This window comes from Flavobacterium koreense, assembly GCF_054776075.1.
In genome coordinates this window covers 1-19,985 of record NZ_BAAHCF010000029.1, presented here as the reverse complement: position 1 = coordinate 19,985, position 19,985 = coordinate 1, and the positions used below count along the sequence as shown (strand labels likewise).

Genomic DNA, 19,985 nt, shown 5'->3' with positions numbered 1-19,985 from the left:
ACAATTTCAACGACGAAAGGTTTTGACATACAATAACTTATAAACAATTTCGTTAATAACTAAAAACACGTCTCATTTTAAAACCCTACTTTTTTTATGCTAAAACTCAAAAAAAACGTCGTATTAGTAGTAATCATACTACTTTTTGGTTCAAAAAGTATTGCCCAAGAAACATCCTTCGCAAGACTTGGACTTAAAGCAGGAATTAACTATGCTAATTACACTGGCTCTGATGTAAATACAGATGCCATTACCAATTTTCATGCAGGATTGCTTGTTGAATTAAAGATTTTTAAAAATTTCTCGCTTCAACCAGAACTACTTTACTCTACTCAAGGCGCAAGTCTAAAGAATCTTAATGAAGAATTCAAAAATGAATTGGGTTATATTTCAATTCCTGTTTTGGCTAAATTCTATCTTACAGACCATTTAAGTATGGAACTTGGTCCGCAAGCATCCTTTTTATTAAGCGAAAGAAATGAAGTTAAAGCAGGAGATTCCAATACTTTTGATTTTGCAGTTGCAGGTGGTCTTAGTTATAAATTTGGAAAACATTTCTTCGTTCAAGGAAGATATGGACTAGGATTAACAGAACCTAAACGCGATGCCGATGTAAAGAATAGTGTTGTTCAAGCATCACTGGGTTACCTTTTTTAAAAATATCATAAACTTTTCTAAAACCGCTTATTTATATGAGCGGTTTTTTTACTTTTACATAAACCAATTCATATGAAGATTATCATTATCAACGGCCCAAATTTAAATCTCTTAGGAAAAAGAGAACCTGAAGTTTATGGGAATGAAACTTTTGAAGAGTATTTCAATCAATTAAAATCTAAATATCCTTCTATTGATTTAAGTTACTATCAAAGTAATATAGAAGGTGAATTAATTTCAAAAATTCAAGAGGTTGGTTTTTCTTTTGATGGCATAATTTTGAATGCAGCTGCCTATACCCATACTTCAATAGGAATTGGCGATGCTGTAAAAGCAATAACTTCACCAACAATAGAAGTTCATATCTCTAATACCTTTTCGAGAGAAACTTTTAGACATCAATCTTTTATCTCACCAAATGCAAAGGGAATTATTATTGGCTTTGGTTTGAAGAGTTACGAATTGGCTTTGCAATCATTTTTATAACACAGAGACACACAGAGGTTTCACAGAGAATAACATTACTATAGGAAAATAAATAAATATTGATGATTGTTAACGATTTGACAGATAAAATTATAGGTTGTGCAATTGAAGTCCATAGAACACTTGGACCAGGATTGTTAGAATCTGCCTATCAACAATGTTTGTTTTATGAATTAAGAGAGCAAGGTATTTGGGTTGAAAAAGAAATCTGTTTACCTATTACCTACAAAGAAATAAAAATAGATCATGGTTATAGAATTGATTTATTAGTAGAAAATAAAATAGTCATCGAACTCAAAACAGTTGAAAAATTTACAGATGTTCATAGTGCACAAATATTAACGTACATGAGATTAGGAGAATATTCTACAGGATTATTAATAAATTTCAATACAAAACTTTTGAAAGATGGATTAAAACGATTTATAATTTAAAAAAACTCTGTGAGACCTCTGCGTTCTCTGTGCAAATTTAAAACAACCATACAACCTTTTCACATTAATAATCGTCTATAAATTAAACACCATACAAATGAAAAAAATTACCTCTATCCTATTATTGTTATTTTCAATTTTAAGCTTTTCTCAAATTAAAGGAACTGTTACTGATTCTAATGGCAAACCCATGTCTTTTGTTAATATATATGTAAAAGACACCTACATAAGTACTACTTCTAATGAACAAGGTAAGTATGAACTGAATCTAAAAACAACTGGCTCTTATGTTATTTTGTATCAATACCTTGGTTATAAGACTGAAAAAAAAATAGTTGAAACTGGTAAAACTTTTCAAACAGTAGATGTCACTTTGGTGGAAGAAGAAATTAAACTTAACGAAGTTGTCATTAATCCAAATGTAAATCCTGCTATTGAGATTATTAAAAATGCTATTGCAAATCGTAAGGAAAACTCAAAACTAACAGAGAAATACAATGCCGATTTCTATTCGAGAGGAATTTTTAGAGTAAAGAATTTACCTAAAACTATATTAGGACAAAAATTAGATTTCTTTGATGAAGTTATAGATTCAACAAGAAGTGGAATTTTATATTTATCTGAAACCGTTTCGAAAATTACTTTTCAAAAACCAGACAAATTAAAAGAGACTATCATTGCATCAAAAGTTAGCGGAAATGATAATGGATTTAGCTTTAATAATGCAGCACAAGCCAACTTTGACTTCTATGAAAATTATTTAGATTTTGATGTAAAAGTAATTTCTCCAATTGCAGATAATGCTTTTAATTACTACAAATATAAATTTGAAGGTTCGTTTGCAGACGAAAACAATAAAGTAATTAATAAAATTAAAGTTACGCCCAAAAGGATGTCTGAACCAGCAATGGAAGGATACATATATATAGTAGACGAATCGTATGCAATTTATGCTGTTGATTTATCTATAACTGGTAGTCAAATGCAAAATCCTGCTTTGAATAAATTAACTTTAAAACAAAATTATAGTTTCAATACAAAAACTAAAATTTGGACAAAAAACACTCAAACCATCGACTTCGAGGCTGGAATGCTAGGTATAAACATCAACGGAACTTTTACTCATGTTTTTTCAAATTTTGAATTCCCAGAGAAATTTGAAAAGAAAACCTTTACAGCCGAAGTGCTGAAATTTGAGGAGAACGCCAATAAAAAAGAAGATGCTTTTTGGGAAACCATTAGACCAGTTCCATTAACTGTTGAAGAAAGTACAGATTATACAAAAAAAGATATTCTTCAAACCAAAAAGAAATCTGAAAAATATCTAGATTCTATCGACGGAAAGAGAAACAAATTTAAATTTACCGATATCATTACTGGATATAGTTATTCTAATTCCTTTAAAAAATGGTCTTTAAATTATGATGGACCTTTACTTTCAACAACGTTTAACACAGTTCAAGGATGGAAAACTCAAGTTGGATTTTCATTCAATAAAAGAGATGAAGAAAAAAGAAGTTTTACAAGAATAGCTACAAAATTAGATTATGGTTTTTCAGAAAATCAATTACGTGCTATTGGAATGTTTTATCATAAATTCAATAATACCAACGATAGTTACATAAATATATCTGGAGGAAGCGCTGTAAATCAATTCAATTCGAGCAACCCAATTTCTAATAATGTAAACTCGATTAGTAGTCTGTTTTTCAAAAATAACTTTATGAAATTGTATGAAAAGAATTTTGTTTCAGCCAATTTTGGACGCGAAGTAGTTAATGGATTAAACTTAAATGTAGGCTTAGAATATTCAGAAAGAAAACCTTTGTGGAACACTAGTGATCAAAGTTCTGTTAAATCATCCGATATTTATACTTCAAATAATCCGTTGGCGCCATTTGATTTTGTAACACCAGCTTTTGAGAAATACAACTTGATGAAAGCTTCTGTAAACACGAGAATTAAATTCGGACAAAAATATTGGACTAGACCTGATGGAAAGTTTAACATTGGAAATGAAAAGTCACCAACATTGTATTTTGGTTACGAAAAAGGATTTTCAGCTTCAGAAAAGAAATATGAATATGATTTTGTTAGCGGAAGAATTACACACGATTTATCTATTGGAAATAAAGGTGACATGAAATTAAATTTAAAAGCCGGTAAGTTCTTCAATGCGGAAAACATAGCTTTTGTTGATTACAAACACTTTAACGGAAATCAAACACACATAACTGGCGGAGATGGTTATACCAATGTTTTTAATAACTTACCGTATTACACAGCAAGTACAAATGATAGCTTTTTAGAATTCCATGCAGAACACAATGACAAAGGATATATTATGAATAAAATTCCGTTGTTAAATAAATTAGGTTCGCAGTTGGTTTTAGGATTTCATAACTTATCAGTTCCAGACAGAAAACCTTATCAAGAATTTACTATTGGTTTAGATAATTTAGGTTTCGGAAAATTCAGAATGTTTCGTGTAGATTACGTTCGTTCCTATCAAAATGGTTATCAAGGCGATGCAGTTATTTTTGGTTTAAAATTTTTGAATATTGTTGAATAATAACTTAATAGGTTTTTCGTTTAATTTAAAACTAAATGAATGAAAAAAGTACTATTATTTATTGCCTTAGTTCTACTGACCTTTTTAATTATTGGTCTAAAACCAATAGATACTTCAAAGGAAAACAGTATCGAAATTACAGGAATTATCAAATCAGTTTCTGAAGGTGGCGCGAAAGATTTAGTGTTTGAATTAGAAAATGAGGAAACCACTTATTATATCAATCGAGGTTTAGAAAACGGATTCTATTTGGATAAATCCAAAAGTGATTTTATTGGAAAAAAAGTCACTTTAAACTATGCCAAAAATTGGACACCATTAGCGCCTTTCGGAACAACTTGCAAACATATAACACAAATTTCAATAGATAATAAAGAAGTTTACTCTGAGTTTGAATAAAAAAAATTATTACATTAGCTTTATCTAACCAATAAAACTAAACAAATGAATACAACAAATTCAAAACCAAGTGCTTCATTTTGGGCAATTTCAATTATTGCATTACTATGGAATATAATGGGTGTAAATCAGTACATTCTAATGGCATACAAATCTGAAAGTGTAAGAGCTGGATTATCTGCAGAAAAATTAGCATTAATTGATGCCACTCCTGTTTGGTCAACAGCCGCTTTTGCAACTGCTGTTTTTGCTGGTGCATTAGGTTGTATAGTATTACTTCTGAGAAAAAAATTAGCTAACACCTTGTTTTTAGTATCATTTTTAGGAATTATAATACAAAACATCGATGCCTTTATGAGATTTAAAATTTCAGAGTTTACCGGTGCAGAAATAACATTTACATTATTAATCCCTTTGATTGGACTATTTTTAATTTGGTATTCTAAAAAATGTATTTCAAAAGGTTGGTTAAAATAATCACAAGCTAAAAAATCCAATTTTGTCTAAAAGCTAAGATGAAATTGGTTTTTTTTATTTTATAAAGACATCATAACCAAATCTAATCAGTGTTCCGATCACAATAATCAAAAAGAAGATTCTTATAAATCCATTTCCTTTTTTGATGGCTAATTTTGCTCCAATAAAACCGCCAAGTGCATTACAAACTGCCATTGGAATTGCAATTGCCCAAATAATTTTACCTTTCAAAACGAAAAGACAAATCGAACCAAAATTGGTTGCCAAATTCACCATTTTAGCATTGGCAGAAGCATGAAGAAAATCGAAACCAAGAATGGCTACAAATCCAAGAACTAAAAAACTTCCTGTTCCTGGACCAATAAATCCATCATAGAAACCAATTACAATACTCATCAAAATACCATAAAAAAGCAAATCGCTTTCTGATAAATTCTTTGCTTGATGGCTACCAAAATTCTTTTTCATGAAAGTGTAAATCGCTATTAAAATCAAAACGACGAAAAGCAATGGTTTCATAAAATCATTACTAACATAAGTCAAAAGTGTAGAACCCAAAAAAGCTGAAACGAAAGCCACAATTGCCATTATTATTAGCAATTTCCAATTCATAGTTACTTTCTTCAAATATTGTCGAGCCGCAAATGAAGTACCACTAAAAGCTGGAATTTTTAAAGAGCCAATAATGGAAGAAACAGCAACATTGGGCAATAAAATCAACGCTACTGGAGTTTGAATCAATCCGCCACCGCCAACAATAGCATCGACAAATCCTGCGAAGAAAGATGCAATGCAAAGAAGTATGATTATGTAGGTTTCCATAATTGTAAAATGAAAAGAGGCACAATTTGCGCCTCTATTTTCTATATTCTTTTTTCTATATTCTAAAATTATACACGAACAATATTCGCTCCTAATGCTCTCAATCGTTCGTCAATTCTTTCGTAACCTCTATCAATTTGCTCAATATTTTGAATAGTTGAAGTTCCTTTGGCAGAAAGTGCTGCAATTAATAACGAAATTCCGGCTCTAATATCTGGTGAACTCATAACAGTTGCTTTCAATTGCGATTTGAAATTATGTCCCATAACCACAGCTCTGTGCGGATCACACAACATAATTTTGGCACCCATATCAATCAATTTATCCACAAAGAATAAACGGCTTTCAAACATTTTTTGATGAATCAATACATCACCATTTGCCTGCGTTGCAACTACTAAAACAATACTCAATAAATCAGGTGTAAATCCTGGCCATGGCGCATCTGCAATAGTCAAAATAGAACCATCAATATCGGTTTTTACTTCGTAGTTTTCATGCGTTGGAATATAAATATCGTCACCGCGTCTTTCAAGCGTAATTCCTAATTTTCTAAACACACTCGGAATTACACCTAAGTTATCCCAAGATACATTTTTAATTGTAATTTCACTTCTTGTCATCGCCGCAAGACCAATCCAAGAACCAATTTCAATCATATCAGGAAGAATTCTGTGTTCGCATCCTCCAAGAGAATCAACTCCTTCAATAACTAATAAATTTGAACCAACACCTTTAATGTTTGCACCCATTGAGTTCAACATTTTACACAATTGTTGCAAATAAGGTTCGCAAGCAGCGTTGTAAATTGTAGTTGTTCCTTCAGCTAAAACAGCAGCCATAACAATATTGGCAGTTCCTGTTACAGAAGCTTCATCTAACAACATGTAGGCACCTTTTAGTTTTCCATCAACTTCTACACCATAGAAATGGTCTTCTCTTTCATAACGGAATTTTGCACCAAGATTGATGAATCCTTCAAAGTGTGTATCTAATCTTCTTCTTCCAATTTTATCGCCTCCTGGTTTTGGAATATAACCACAACCAAAACGAGCTAAAAGTGGACCAACAATCATAATAGAACCTCTCAAACTTCCACCTTCTTTCTTGAAAGCTTCTGTTTTTAAGTAATCAACATTTACTTCGTCGGCTTGAAAAGTATAATCGCCAGGACCATTTTTTTGGATTTTAACTCCTAAATTTCCTAATAATGTAATTAATTTATTGACATCAATGATATCAGGAATGTTTGTAACTCGTACTTTTTCTGATGTTAATAAAGCAGGACATAAAACTTGCAATGCTTCATTTTTTGCTCCTTGCGGTGTAACATCACCTTTTAGTCTAATGCCTCCTTCAATTTGAAAAGTTCCCATAGTTTATCAGTTTCGGGTTAAAAAGTTTCGGGTTTCGAGTTTCAAAAAACTCGCAACTCGCAACTCGTAACTCGCAATTATTTTGGATTATTATTATTTTTTATAAAAGGTTTTTTACCAGGAATTGGTTTTTTGAACCCTTGAATTTTCATGTTTTTTTGTTGTAATTGTGATTTGTTTGAAACCTTTTTGTTAGTTCTAATCAAATCATTTGTAGTCGAAAGTTCTTCTTCGCTTCCTGTTAGATTGATTCTTCCGTCGGACAATTCGAATAAATGTTCGAAAATTACGGCATCAGTTACCGTATCTTTATTCCAACTCAAATACGATTTTTTCATATGATTGGCAATTACTTTTACCAACGCACTTTTCATTTCTCCTTCTTCCCATTTGTTAGCAACTTCTATCATGTATTTGATATTATTACCATAAAAACGATACTTTGGATTCTTCTGCGGATACGCCAAACGTTCTGGTTTCAAATTGATTACATCACGCGTCGGAATTGGATAAGGTGAATCAACATCCAATTTGAAATCGGACATAATAAAAATCTGATCCCACAATTTGTGCTGAAAATCTGGAACATCACGCAAATGCGGATTCAAACTTCCCATCACTTGAATGATATATTTTGCCGCTTTGTTACGTTCCGTTTTGTCTTCAATTGCCACAGCCAAGTCAATCAATTTTTGCAAATGACGACCATACTCTGGAATGATTAAATGTGAACGCTCTGCATTGTATTCTAAATTGAATACCACATCGTTAGCATTTTCTTTTATATATTTTGGTACCATATTAAAATGAAATTATTCCTTCAATCGAAGAAACTTCTATGTATTTTTCAACCACATCTGTTGGCGATTCCATCATTACATTGATAGAAACACTCGTATATTTTCCTGCTTTAGATTGATGTGTTTTTATTACTGCGCCCATATTGTCAAAAGCATTTTCAACTTCCTCAATTTTTTTAGCATCAGTTGGCACAATAAATTTGTAAAGGTATTCTGTTGGCCACTCCGAAGTATTTCCCAATTCTTCCTTCAGCCGAATGTAAAATTCTTCCGTCTTCTTATCCATTCTTGAAATTAAAATAAACGCAAATATACATTTTTGATATTACAATTTGTTTAGTTTTTAGTTTTTTTTAGGAGCGAATGGGTTGGGCTTTCTTGGTTCCCTTATTCCTGCTTTTCGTTCTACTTCGTGCCACTACAATCAGGGCTAATCTGTAATTGTATCGAATAGAAAATAAAATTACAAAACAACCTCAATTATCTAAAACAATTCAATAAATTTGCGCCTTATTTCAAAAAATTTTGGAAAAAGAAATTGTAGTTATTATTGGCGGTCCTGGAACTGGAAAAACAACAATCATAGATAATTTATTATCAAAAGGGCATTGTTGTTATCCTGAGGTTTCGCGCGAAATTATTAGCGAAGCACAAAAACAAGGTATCGAACAACTTTTTTTAGAAAAACCACTACTTTTCAGTGAATTACTCCTTGAAGGAAGAAAAAAACAATTCCAAAACGCCAAAAACGAACCTCATAAAACTGTTTTCCTAGACAGAGGAATTCCAGATGTTTTGGCTTATATGCATTACATTGGTGATAGTTATCCTTCTTTTTTTGATCAAGCTTGTCGCGACCATAATTATGATAGAATTTTCATCCTTCCACCATGGGAAGAAATATACGTTAGCGATGATGAGCGTTATGAAAACTATGAACAAGCCAAATTAATCTATAATCATCTTGTAGAAACTTATGAAAAATACGGTTACAACTTAATCGAAGTTCCAAAAGGAACTGTAGAAGAACGTACTAATTATATTTTACAAGCTTTGCAATAAATGACGTTTCAAGAACTAGAAAAGACTTCAAGCTTAGTTTTTGAAAAATTGGATTTAAAAATCCGTAATCTCATTATAGAAAAAGAAAGTCAAGAGTATTGCGCGGCTCAACTTGAACTCAAAAATTCAAAAATAATTTTTCGAAAAGCAAAAATCACTCCAACCAAAATTGGACAATTCGTTACTTTATGGAAACGTATTGATAAAAAACCAATTCAGCCGTTTTCATCAGAAGATAACTTTGACTTAGTAATAATTAATTGCGAAACTCCTAATCACTTTGGACAATTTGTTTTTCCGAAAACTGTTTTAGAAGAAAAAGGATATCTTCAAAGTCAATCTAAAAAAGGAAAATTAGGATTTAGAGTTTACCCTTCTTGGGATAAAACTGAAAATAAACAAGCGCAACGAACTCAAAATTGGCAATTAAATTATTTTATAGAAACTCCGATTTCTATTTTGAAAGCACAATCACTTTATTCAAAAAACCTCTAAGTTCTATTATATTTATTGTTTTTACTACTTTTACGAAATATTCCTAATTTTAAATTCCTAATTCGTAATTGAATACAATGTCTAAACCATTAGAAATCCTTCAAAAATATTGGAATCACGATGCGTTTAGAACTCCGCAAGAAGACATAATTGCCTCCGTTTTAGCAGGAAAAGACACTTTTGGATTAATGCCAACTGGCGGTGGAAAATCAATCACGTTTCAAGTTCCAGCCATGATGATGGAAGGCATTTGTTTGGTCATTTCACCTTTAATTGCTTTAATGAAAGACCAAGTTCAAAATTTGCAAAACAAAGGAATTAAAGCCATTGCATTAACTGGCGGAATTGCATCAGATGAAATCATTGACTTATTAGATAATTGTCAATATGGAAATTATAAATTCCTGTATTTATCACCAGAACGTTTGCAAAGCGATTGGATTTTAGAACGCATAAAAGGTCTTCCTATAAATTTAATCGCTATTGACGAAGCACATTGTGTATCGCAATGGGGACACGATTTTAGACCAGCCTACTTAAAGATTTCAAAGCTCAAAGAATATTTCCCTAAAGTAGCTTTTTTGGCACTTACAGCTTCGGCAACTAAAAGAGTTCAGGAAGATATCATTACACAATTGCAACTTGAAAATCCTGCGATTTTTGTAAAATCATTTGCTAGAGAAAATTTAGCGTATATGGTTTTTAATGTAGAAGACAAACTGCATTTGATGGAGCAAATTTTGAAGAAAAATCCGCAACCATCAATTATATATGTTACCAATAGAAAATCATGTTCAGAAACCGTTAAACAATTAGAATCTTTAGGATTTTCAGCAACATATTATCATGGAGGTTTGTCTCCAAAAGACAAAGAAAATCACATGAAACTTTGGATGGACGAGAAAGTGCAAACCATGGTTGCAACCAACGCCTTCGGAATGGGAATTGATAAAGCCAATGTAAAAACGGTAATTCATTTACACATTCCACCCAATCTCGAAAACTATTATCAAGAAGCCGGACGCGCAGGAAGAAATGGCGAAAAAGCATTTGCAGTTTTGCTAACCAATCCTTCCGATGTTATTCATGTTGAAGCACAATTTCTTAGCATTTTATCAGATAAAGTATTCTTGAATTTAGTTTTTGTAAAACTCTGCAACTATTTTCAAATTGCTTATGGTGAAGGAATTGACGAAAAATTTAGTTTTAACATCAATCATTTTTGTACGAAATACAGCTTTCCAGTTTTAAAAGTTTACAATGCTTTACAATTTTTAGACGGACAAGGAATCATCAGTTTATCACAAGAATTTACTGAGAAAATCACTTTGCAATTTATAATTCCTTCTAAAGAAGTCATTCGTTACATGAGTTTGAATCCACAAGATGAGGAAGTTATTTTAACCATTTTACGAACCAATCCAGGAGTTTACGAATCACAATCGGTAATTAACATTTCTTTGATTGCAAAAAAATCCAATTGTGATGAAATCAAGGTTTTAGCTATTCTTCATAAATTAAATGAAAAACAAGTAATCGAATTGCATGCTAAAAACAATGATGCCACACTTACATTCAATGAAGTTCGCGAAGATGAACGAACGATTAGCCGAGTTGTAAAATATCTTGAAGCACAAAATCAATTAAAAACTGAACAACTAAAATCAGTACTACATTATATAAAGGAAGAAAAAACTTGTAAGAGTAAATTGCTTTTAGAATATTTTGGAGAAACAATCAAAAAAGATTGTGGTGTTTGCTCCTATTGTATTTCCAAAAAGAAAAACAAGACGGATACTTCAAGTTTATCAGATAAAATAATTGGTTTGCTGAAAATTCAAGAAATGAGTTCGAGAGATATTCAAAAGTTGACCAAATATCCAAAAGACGATGTTATCTTTGCACTTCAAAATTTAATGGAAAACGATACTATTATTGTTAAGCCAAATAATTTATATTCGATAAAAAAAATAACCACATAGAATCATAGAAAAATATAGTTGTTAAGGTTTCATAGACATTTTATTTTACATAGATAAAACTATGAAATCTATATAGAGTGAAACGACTTAACCAAAAAAAACTATGATTTCTATGCGGTTTAAAAAATAATCATAATGGAAAAATTAAGAATCGTATTTATGGGAACTCCAGAATTTGCTGTTGGCATTTTGGATACCATAATTAAAAATAACTACGAGGTTGTTGGAGTAATAACAGCAGCTGACAAACCAGCAGGTCGTGGACAAAAAATAAAATATTCCGCAGTAAAGGAATATGCTTTAGAAAATAATTTGAATTTATTGCAACCAACCAATTTAAAAGACGAAAGTTTTTTAGCAGAATTGAAAAGTTTAAATGCTAATCTACAAGTAGTTGTTGCTTTTAGAATGTTGCCCGAAGTAGTTTGGAAAATGCCTTCATTAGGAACCTTTAATTTACATGCTTCACTCCTACCTAATTATCGTGGTGCGGCGCCAATTAATTGGGCAATTATAAATGGAGAATCTAAAACAGGAGTTACCACCTTTTTTATTGATGATAAAATTGATACTGGTGCTATGATTTTGAGCAAAGAAACTGCAATTTCATCTACAGAAAGTGCTGGAGAATTACATGACCGATTAATGTCGATTGGAAGTGAAGCTGTTGTTGAAACATTAGCTTTAGTAACAGAAGGAAATGTTGTTACTACAATTCAAACCGATTCATCTGATATTAAAACTGCTTACAAATTAAATAAAGACAATTGTAAAATTGATTTTTCGAAATCAGGAGTTGAAATTTACAACTTAATTAGAGGATTATCTCCTTATCCAAGTGCATGGTGTTTCTTTAAAGACGGAACGGAAGAATGGAATGTAAAACTATACGAAGCAAAATTGGTTGAAGAATCGCATAATTTTGAAACTGGAAGTATCATTACAACTAAGAAAGAAATCAAAATAGCTGTTAATAATGGATTTTTAGAAATACTAAGTTTACAGTTTGCTGGAAAAAAGAGAATGAAAAGCTTCGAATTGTTAAACGGAATAACGTTTTCAACCAACGCGAAAGCGGTGTAAGGCATTGCAATCATTGAAAAAATAAGATTTTTTTGCTCAAAACCAATGCTTTTATTAACAAACTGCGCGAGTTATTAACAAAATAGCTAAAAATGATGTGAATCACTTGTGTAGTCTGTAATTTCTACTAAATTTGTTTTGATTAACAAAAAAGTTTAACCAACAATTAATAACTATTATTATGAACAAATCAGAATTAATCGATGCTATTGCTGCTGACGCAGGAATTACAAAAGCAGCTGCAAAATTAGCTTTAGAATCATTTTTAGGAAACGTAGGATCAACTTTGAAAAAAGGTGGAAGAGTATCTTTAGTAGGTTTCGGATCATGGTCAGTATCTAAAAGAGCTGCTAGAGACGGAAGAAATCCTCAAACAGGAAAAACTATCAAAATCGCTGCTAAAAATGTAGTAAAATTTAAAGCTGGAGCAGACTTAGAAGGTTCTGTAAACTAATCTAGTTTATCTTTGATATAGAAAACCATTCGTTTATCGAATGGTTTTTTTTTGCTCTAAAATTTGGTTTTATAACTTTTATTCGTACTTTTAGTTAAAATTGCGTCAAAATGACATCTGAAAAACTCCAAAAAGGACAACTTTTAATAGCAGAACCATCCATAATTGGCGACTTATCTTTTAATAGGTCTGTTATTTTATTGGCCGACCATAACGAAGAAGGTTCTGTTGGATTTATTTTGAACAAACCTCTTGAATATACCATCAACGATTTGCTTCCAGAAATTAACGGTTCGTTTGTCATCTACAATGGCGGACCAGTGGAACAAGACAATTTATATTTCATTCACACCATTCCTGAGTTGATTCCAAATAGTATTGAAATTTCAAATGGAATTTTTTGGGGTGGCGATTTTGAATTGACCAAGAACTTAATCAACGATGGTAAAATCAATAAGGAAGATATCCGCTTTTTCTTGGGTTACACCGGTTGGAGTTCTAACCAATTGGAAGATGAACTACAAGCCAACTCGTGGATAATCACTCCTAATAATTATCAAGCTTCGATTTTGAGTAAATCTTCAAAGCAATTTTGGAAAGAAAAAATTATCGAATTAGGTGGCGAATATGTTATTTGGTCTAACGCACCAGAAAATCCAATTCTAAATTAAGTCATTTATTTTCTCCAATAGTGTTTTTGACAAATCACTTTTGTATTCTTTTTTGCGGTATTTTGTAATAGGTTGAATTCCTGTAATTACATTGGTAATAAATAGTTCGTCCGCTTTTTGCAAATCGAAAGGTGAAATTGATTGCTCTAAAACTTCAATATTTTCAATTTTTCTCGCAACTTGGAGTACTTGCTTTCTCATGATTCCATTTAAACAGCCGTCTTCAATAGATGGTGTTATTAATTGATTTCCAATTAACATTAAGATATTTCCATTCAATGCTTCAACTACGTTTTTTTCGTTATTCAGAAGCAAACAATTTTGCAAATCATTTTCATCAGCAAAAATACTACCAGTTATGTTTATCATCTTATTGGTAGTTTTGATCGTAGAAAGTAATTGCTTTGTGATGTAAAAATCTTTGTATAAATCTACTTCATACATTGCATCGGTAAAGGAATAATGAGTTTCATTTAGTGGTGAAACTTGAATTAAAAACGAAACAGTTCTTGTTTGTGGAAGATAAAATCCGCCATCATTTCTAAAAACAGTTAATCTTACTCGAGCTGAATTTTCACAATTGTTAGCTTTCGCTAAATTCAAAACTTGCTCTTCCAGATATTCTAAAGTAAAATTATTTGGAATTTGCATTCTTACAATTCGCATAGAAGCCATTAATCTAAAATAATGATCTTCAAAAAATAAGATTTTATTATTTACGATTTTTAGTGTTTCAAAAACACCATCACCATATAAAAAACCTCTATTAGCATTAGACAAAGTAGTGTCTGAAGATTGAATTTCGCCGTTGTAATTAATCATAAAAAAAATCTCGTCTCATTATTAGAAAGAGACGAGACAAATATAAGTTTTAAAAATGATTTCTAAACAGAACCAATAACATGTTTTAAATCGGAAACTTGATTTTCCCATAGTTGTTTAGATTCGTCTAATTCTTCTTCGATTGCAAAATCTACAACCATTAAAGAAACATCTTTTGTAATTTCATCTTCTAAAATTCTTAACTCAAAATAGTATTCTGTATCTTTTTTGTTGTCATCAATCCACTTGAACTTTACTTTTTCGCCAGTTTTCTTTGCGGCTAATCTTGCATGTTCTTCAGTATCATCCCACTCAAAGGTAAAAAACTCACCTCTAGAATTAACAATATCCGCAAACCATTCTTGTAATCCAGAAGGAGTTGAAATATATTGATATAGTAATTGAGGAGAAGAATTTATAGGAAATTCTATTTCGTAACGTACTTTTGGTGACATATTCTAATTTTTGCGAAATATATAATTTTTATTTAAAAAAGCAGTCAAGAAAAAAAATATTTTTTTTCAATTTATTATTTGGACAATGTTATATTAGTCTTATATTTGCACCCGCATTCAGGGAATGCCATATCAGGCGAGGTAGCTCAGTTGGTTAGAGCGCAGGATTCATAACCCTGAGGTCACGGGTTCAACTCCCGTCCTCGCTACTACGAATTAAGTTTTAGAAATCAACGGTTTAGTGTACGCTAAACCGTTTTTTTATGTCTAAAATTTTTATACATTTACAAAAAGTACACGATACAGTACACGATTCTAAATTTAACTCCTTCAAAAATTGTTTGAAAATATTTATTATAAACATTTGTAAATGTTTAATTTATTGTTGTACAAATTTTAAATCCGAGCTAAAGTGATTTATGACATTCATTAGTATTTAAGAAGTATAACTCCTGGAAATAAAATTTTTAGATAAAAAAAATTAGTATGAAAATTAATTTGGGCATTCAGTTTTCTCGAGAATTTAGTATTGAATATTTATTATCAATAAATACCTTTGAAGATGAATTAAATAATTATTTTAATAAAAAAAAGTATGGTGAAAAAATTTTAAAAATATATGTAGGTATCATTTGTGTTTCCAAAGGATTTGAACCTTTTTTTACAGTTCGTCCTCTTAAAATTCTTAGGAAAGAACCTTCATTAGAGTATGAATTTAAATTAGACTTTAATGAATTTATAAACTCTGATAAAGAAAAAAGAGATAAAATATTATCATTTGAGTTTTTAAAAAAATCTAAAGAAATTCTATCTACAAAAAAGATAAAAGGTTTTGATACCGAAAAATTTCTAAATGACTTAGAGTCATTTTTTAAAGAAAATAACTATATCTAAATTATGCCAGATTGCTCGCAATTGTATTCCTTGCCCACAAAGAAAAAAAAACTTTAATTTCTAACAAGCAACGCAAAGTCTTCATATAAAAAACTGCGCAAATGTCACCTGGCTTTGCGCAGTTTTTTTAGATGTGATAAAGTAGACTACAAAAAAGAATGTAAATTACTATTTGTAAGATAAATATTTCATTAAATATCTTTTTATGTATTTTATCGATATTATATGCATTTTATCGATAAAATATTTTGTCAGAAAAGAAGTATTTTTTAGGTTTGTCGTTCAAAACCCTAATAAAATGAAAAAATTTACTCTTGTATTATTGTTAACTATCTTATTTTCAAGTGCTTCATTTGCACAGAAAGGTAGTTCTTACGAAAAAGCAATGTATTATTTGAAAGAAAAAGGTGAAGTCATTTTTACTTTTAAAGCAAATAGTAAAGCGCAGTTCTTAGAAATCAATAGAATTGTATCTGTCAGCCATAAAGCTGTGGATGAAAATGAATTGAAAGCAGAAGTTTATGCTAACAAAGAGCAATTTCAGAAGTTCCTAACTTATGGATTGCCTTATGAAGTTACTGCTGAAGACAACGAAATCCCTCAGGAGCTTACAGCAAATAGAGCTGCAGCTGCATGGGATACTACATGGGATGCTTATCCTAGATATTCTGAATACGTAGCAAAAATGCAATATTGGGCAACAACATATCCAAGTTTGTGTACTTTACAAAGTATTGGCACAACTGCTCTTGGAAGAACATTGTACGTTCTGAAAATTTCAGATAATGCAAGCACAGATGAAACAGAACCAGAATTTTTCTATACTTCTTCAATGCACGGTGACGAAATTACTGGTTACCCAACAATGCTTCGTTTTATTGATTATTTGTTAACTAATTACGGTTCATTATCTGAAATTACTAACTTAGTTAATGGAACTGAACTATACATAAATCCACTAGCAAATCCAGATGGTTCATATAAAACTGCTGGAAATGATATTTATAATCCAGGTGGAGCTACAAATACTCCTACAAGAGCTAATTCAAACGGAGTAGATTTAAACAGAAATTATGCTGATGCAATTGGTGGTTTGCACGATGATGGTTTAGTATACCAACCAGAAACAGTGGCGTTTATGAACTTTCAAGCTACTAGAAATTTTGTATTATCAGCAAATTATCATGGAGGTACAGAAGTTGTAAATTTCCCTTTGGATACATCAAATACTCCTGGAACAGGAAACTTTAGTTATCACCCACATGATAATTACTTCAAATTTGTTTCTACAGAATATGCACAATTGTGCCAAACTGCAGATGGTAATTTAGATTACATGGATACTGTTTATAATACTGGTCAATTTCCTGGAACAACTAATGGTGCTGCTTGGTATTCGGTTTATGGAGGAAGACAAGATGCAAGTAATTATTTTGATCATAACAAAGAAATTACAGTAGAAATATCAAATGATAAAACACCAGCTGCTTCAAGTTTGCCATTTTTTTGGACAAGAAACAGACAAGCACTTTTAAACTACGTTAAACAAGCTAGTTATGGCTTACATGGAATTGTTACTGACCAATCTGGAAATCCAATTCACGCAAAAGTGTATGTTGGAGGTACTGTTGATAATTTTGGTTCATGGGTTGAAACATCGCCAACAAAAGGTGATTATCACAAAGTTCAAATAGCAGGAACATACAATGTAATTTTTGAAGCTCCGGGTTATACCTCTCAAACAATATCTGTCACTTTAACAAATAATGCCACAACAACACTTAATGTTACTATGGTACCAACAACTTCAGTACCAACAGCAAGTGATGCAACAATTTGTACTGGACAGACTGCTGCTTTATCTGCAACTGGAACGGGTACAATAAGATGGTACAATAGTGCTACGGCAACAACACCTTTAGCATCAACTGCTACATACACTACTCCAACTTTAACTTCAAACACATCATATTGGGTTGAAAGAGAAGTAACTCCAGCAAATGTTGGTCCTACTACTGTTTCTGGAACTGGTGCAACTAATGCTGCTCTAGCAAATAGATATCTAATATTCAATTGTACCACTCCAACTAAACTAAAATCAGTAGCTATAAACAATACTGTAGTTGGTGACATTTTAGTAGAATTACAAAACAGCTCAGGTGTAATGCTTGAATCAAAAGTAGTTAGATTAACAACTACCGGAAGTAAAGACATCGATTTAGATTTCTTTTTACCTGTAGCAACTGGTTTAAGATTAGTTTCAAGACAACTTTCAGGAACAAGTAATACATTGATTAGAGCTACTACCGGAATAACTTATCCTATAACAAGTGGTAATATATCTATAACGGCAAATAGTGGAACAGGAACTTTCTTTCAATTTTTTAATTGGAAATTAGGTGCTGTAAAAAGTAATAGAGATGAAGTTATTGTTACTGTAAAACCAAATCCAACAAATGACTCGGTTAATCCAACATCTAGACTTGCAGGTTCAGGTGCCTTTACTTTAACTGTAAATGGTACAAACTTTGTTAGTGGAGAATCAATTGTAAGATGGAATGGAACAAATAGAACAACAACTTTTGTTAGTTCAACTCAATTAACTGCAGCTATCAATGCAACTGATGTTGCAACTTCAGGAACAGCAAATGTAACAGTATTCAATACTTGTAATTCAACTACAACAAGTGCAAGAACATTTACAATAAATGTAAATTGTACTGCACCGGTTCCAAATGTTGCTTCATTACCAACAATAACGGCTCAATGTTCAGCTACTGTAACAGCTCCAACTGCAACAAGTAATTGTTACGGTCAAATTACTGGTACAACTGCTTCACCTTTGACATATAATGCTCAAGGAACTTACCAAATTTATTGGACATACAATGATGGTAACGGAAATACTTCTAATCAATTTCAAACAGTTACTATTACAGATACGACTGCACCAGTAGCTAACGTAACAACATTACCAACAATTTCTGGACAATGTTCTGTAAATATTACTCAAACTCCTACTGCAACAGATAATTGTATGGGAACTATTAATGGAACTACCACAGATCCATTAACTTATTCTGCTCAAGGAACATATTCAATCCTTTGGACTTATACTGATAATAGAGGTAACCAATCATTCCAATCACAATCTGTAATTGTTGACGATACTATTGCTCCAGTGGCAAACGTAGCTTCTTTACCAACTGTAACTGGTCAATGTTCTGCTACTGTAACGGCTCCTACTGCAACTGATGCTTGTGTTGGAACTATTACTGGTACAACTACTTCACCTTTAACATACAATGCTCAAGGAACTTATAACATTACTTGGACTTACAATGATGGTAACGGAAATACTTCAACTCAAACTCAAACAGTAATTGTTGATGATACTATTGCTCCAGTAGCAAATGTAGCTTCTTTACCAACTGTAACTGGTCAATGTTCTGCTACTTTAATGGCTCCTACTGCAACTGATGCTTGTGTTGGAACTATTACTGGTACAACTGCTTCACCTTTAACATACAATGCTCAAGGAACTTATAACATTACTTGGACTTACAATGATGGTAACGGAAATACTTCAACTCAAACTCAAACAGTAATTGTTGATGATACTATTGCTCCAGTAGCAAATGTAGCTTCTTTACCAACTGTAACTGGTCAATGTTCTGCTACTTTAATGGCTCCTACTGCAACTGATGCTTGTGCTGGAACTATTACTGGCACAACTGCATCACCTTTAACTTACAATGCTCAAGGAACTTACACTATTACTTGGACATACAATGATGGTAACGGAAATACTTCAACTCAAACTCAAACAGTAATTGTTGATGATACTATTGCTCCAGTGGCAAACGTAGCTTCTTTACCAACTGTAACTGGTCAATGTTCTGCTACTGTAACGGCTCCTACTGCAACTGATGCTTGTGTTGGAACTATTACTGGTACAACTACTTCACCTTTAACATACAATGCTCAAGGAACTTATAACATTACTTGGACTTACAATGATGGTAACGGAAATACTTCAACTCA

Annotated in this window: 20 protein-coding genes and 1 tRNA gene; 15 read left to right on the top strand and 6 right to left on the bottom strand. The window is 31.7% G+C overall.

Annotated features, from left to right (window positions below; translation table 11 throughout):
• Nucleotides 1-96 precede the first annotated feature (96 nt).
• The 6 genes from ACYU7A_RS08205 (at nucleotide 97) to ACYU7A_RS08180 (ending at nucleotide 5,025) form a co-directional block, all read left to right on the top strand.
• The gene (locus ACYU7A_RS08205) at nucleotides 97-657 is read left to right on the top strand and encodes a porin family protein (protein ID WP_460575638.1); all 561 of its coding nucleotides are present in this window, start codon (nucleotides 97-99) and stop codon (nucleotides 655-657) included.
• A gap of 72 nt (nucleotides 658-729) precedes the next feature.
• Entirely contained in the window at nucleotides 730-1,143 is a 414-nt protein-coding gene (gene aroQ / locus ACYU7A_RS08200) for a type II 3-dehydroquinate dehydratase (protein WP_460575636.1), read from the top strand.
• Between the two features lie 62 nt (nucleotides 1,144-1,205).
• Nucleotides 1,206-1,577 carry a GxxExxY protein gene (locus tag ACYU7A_RS08195; RefSeq protein WP_460575634.1) on the top strand — a complete coding sequence of 124 codons (372 nt, stop codon included), beginning with the start codon at nucleotides 1,206-1,208 and terminating at the stop codon, nucleotides 1,575-1,577.
• A gap of 97 nt (nucleotides 1,578-1,674) precedes the next feature.
• Nucleotides 1,675-4,149, top strand: coding sequence for a DUF5686 and carboxypeptidase regulatory-like domain-containing protein (locus ACYU7A_RS08190; protein WP_460575632.1), 2,475 nt, complete (start codon nucleotides 1,675-1,677; stop codon nucleotides 4,147-4,149).
• Nucleotides 4,150-4,188: 39 nt separating this feature from the next.
• The gene (locus tag ACYU7A_RS08185; RefSeq protein WP_460575630.1) at nucleotides 4,189-4,548 is read left to right on the top strand and encodes a hypothetical protein; all 360 of its coding nucleotides are present in this window, start codon (nucleotides 4,189-4,191) and stop codon (nucleotides 4,546-4,548) included.
• A gap of 45 nt (nucleotides 4,549-4,593) precedes the next feature.
• The gene (locus ACYU7A_RS08180; protein ID WP_460575628.1) at nucleotides 4,594-5,025 is read left to right on the top strand and encodes a hypothetical protein; all 432 of its coding nucleotides are present in this window, start codon (nucleotides 4,594-4,596) and stop codon (nucleotides 5,023-5,025) included.
• 54 nt (nucleotides 5,026-5,079) lie between these two features.
• On the opposite strand, the gene ACYU7A_RS08175 is transcribed toward ACYU7A_RS08180, so the two are convergent.
• The 4 genes from ACYU7A_RS08175 to ACYU7A_RS08160 form a co-directional block, all read right to left on the bottom strand.
• Nucleotides 5,080-5,847 carry a sulfite exporter TauE/SafE family protein gene (locus tag ACYU7A_RS08175; RefSeq protein ID WP_460575626.1) on the bottom strand — a complete coding sequence of 256 codons (768 nt, stop codon included), beginning with the start codon at nucleotides 5,845-5,847 and terminating at the stop codon, nucleotides 5,080-5,082.
• 68 nt (nucleotides 5,848-5,915) lie between these two features.
• The gene (gene murA, locus ACYU7A_RS08170; RefSeq protein ID WP_460575624.1) at nucleotides 5,916-7,223 is read right to left on the bottom strand and encodes a UDP-N-acetylglucosamine 1-carboxyvinyltransferase; all 1,308 of its coding nucleotides are present in this window, start codon (nucleotides 7,221-7,223) and stop codon (nucleotides 5,916-5,918) included.
• A 77-nt stretch (nucleotides 7,224-7,300) separates the two neighbouring features.
• A complete protein-coding gene (locus ACYU7A_RS08165; RefSeq protein WP_460575622.1) occupies nucleotides 7,301-8,023 on the bottom strand; it encodes a DUF4290 domain-containing protein in 723 nt (240 codons plus the stop codon).
• A gap of 1 nt (nucleotide 8,024) precedes the next feature.
• Nucleotides 8,025-8,309: a DUF493 family protein gene (locus tag ACYU7A_RS08160; RefSeq protein WP_460575620.1), complete on the bottom strand. Its 285-nt coding sequence runs from the start codon at nucleotides 8,307-8,309 to the stop codon at nucleotides 8,025-8,027.
• Between the two features lie 239 nt (nucleotides 8,310-8,548).
• On the opposite strand from ACYU7A_RS08160, the gene ACYU7A_RS08155 reads away from it, so the two are divergent.
• The 6 genes from ACYU7A_RS08155 (at nucleotide 8,549) to ACYU7A_RS08130 (ending at nucleotide 13,770) form a co-directional block, all read left to right on the top strand.
• On the top strand, nucleotides 8,549-9,085 hold the full coding sequence (locus ACYU7A_RS08155; protein ID WP_460575618.1) for an AAA family ATPase: 537 nt from the start codon (nucleotides 8,549-8,551) through the stop codon (nucleotides 9,083-9,085).
• A complete protein-coding gene (locus tag ACYU7A_RS08150) occupies nucleotides 9,086-9,580 on the top strand; it encodes a MepB family protein (protein ID WP_460575616.1) in 495 nt (164 codons plus the stop codon).
• A 77-nt stretch (nucleotides 9,581-9,657) separates the two neighbouring features.
• Nucleotides 9,658-11,562 carry a RecQ family ATP-dependent DNA helicase gene (locus ACYU7A_RS08145; RefSeq protein WP_460575614.1) on the top strand — a complete coding sequence of 635 codons (1,905 nt, stop codon included), beginning with the start codon at nucleotides 9,658-9,660 and terminating at the stop codon, nucleotides 11,560-11,562.
• A gap of 135 nt (nucleotides 11,563-11,697) precedes the next feature.
• A complete protein-coding gene (fmt, locus tag ACYU7A_RS08140; protein WP_460575612.1) occupies nucleotides 11,698-12,645 on the top strand; it encodes a methionyl-tRNA formyltransferase in 948 nt (315 codons plus the stop codon).
• A 181-nt stretch (nucleotides 12,646-12,826) separates the two neighbouring features.
• A complete protein-coding gene (locus ACYU7A_RS08135; RefSeq protein WP_298115502.1) occupies nucleotides 12,827-13,099 on the top strand; it encodes an HU family DNA-binding protein in 273 nt (90 codons plus the stop codon).
• Nucleotides 13,100-13,209: 110 nt separating this feature from the next.
• Nucleotides 13,210-13,770: a YqgE/AlgH family protein gene (locus tag ACYU7A_RS08130; protein WP_460575609.1), complete on the top strand. Its 561-nt coding sequence runs from the start codon at nucleotides 13,210-13,212 to the stop codon at nucleotides 13,768-13,770.
• On the opposite strand, the gene ACYU7A_RS08125 is transcribed toward ACYU7A_RS08130, so the two are convergent.
• Together ACYU7A_RS08125 and ACYU7A_RS08120 are read right to left on the bottom strand one after the other, a co-directional pair.
• Nucleotides 13,762-14,592, bottom strand: a complete 831-nt coding sequence (locus ACYU7A_RS08125) for an aminotransferase class IV (protein ID WP_460575607.1) — start codon at nucleotides 14,590-14,592, stop codon at nucleotides 13,762-13,764. The genes ACYU7A_RS08130 and ACYU7A_RS08125 overlap by 9 nt on opposite strands.
• A 62-nt stretch (nucleotides 14,593-14,654) precedes the next feature.
• Nucleotides 14,655-15,047: an START-like domain-containing protein gene (locus ACYU7A_RS08120; protein WP_345090137.1), complete on the bottom strand. Its 393-nt coding sequence runs from the start codon at nucleotides 15,045-15,047 to the stop codon at nucleotides 14,655-14,657.
• A 135-nt stretch (nucleotides 15,048-15,182) separates the two neighbouring features.
• Here ACYU7A_RS08120 and ACYU7A_RS08115 point away from each other — a divergent pair.
• The 3 genes from ACYU7A_RS08115 to ACYU7A_RS08105 all read left to right on the top strand — a co-directional run.
• A tRNA-Met gene (locus tag ACYU7A_RS08115) sits at nucleotides 15,183-15,256 on the top strand.
• Nucleotides 15,257-15,533: 277 nt separating this feature from the next.
• Nucleotides 15,534-15,941 carry a hypothetical protein gene (locus tag ACYU7A_RS08110; protein WP_460575604.1) on the top strand — a complete coding sequence of 136 codons (408 nt, stop codon included), beginning with the start codon at nucleotides 15,534-15,536 and terminating at the stop codon, nucleotides 15,939-15,941.
• Between the two features lie 298 nt (nucleotides 15,942-16,239).
• Nucleotides 16,240-19,985 (top strand): M14 family zinc carboxypeptidase (locus ACYU7A_RS08105; RefSeq protein ID WP_460575602.1); only part of this gene is annotated, 3,746 nt, incomplete at its 3' end.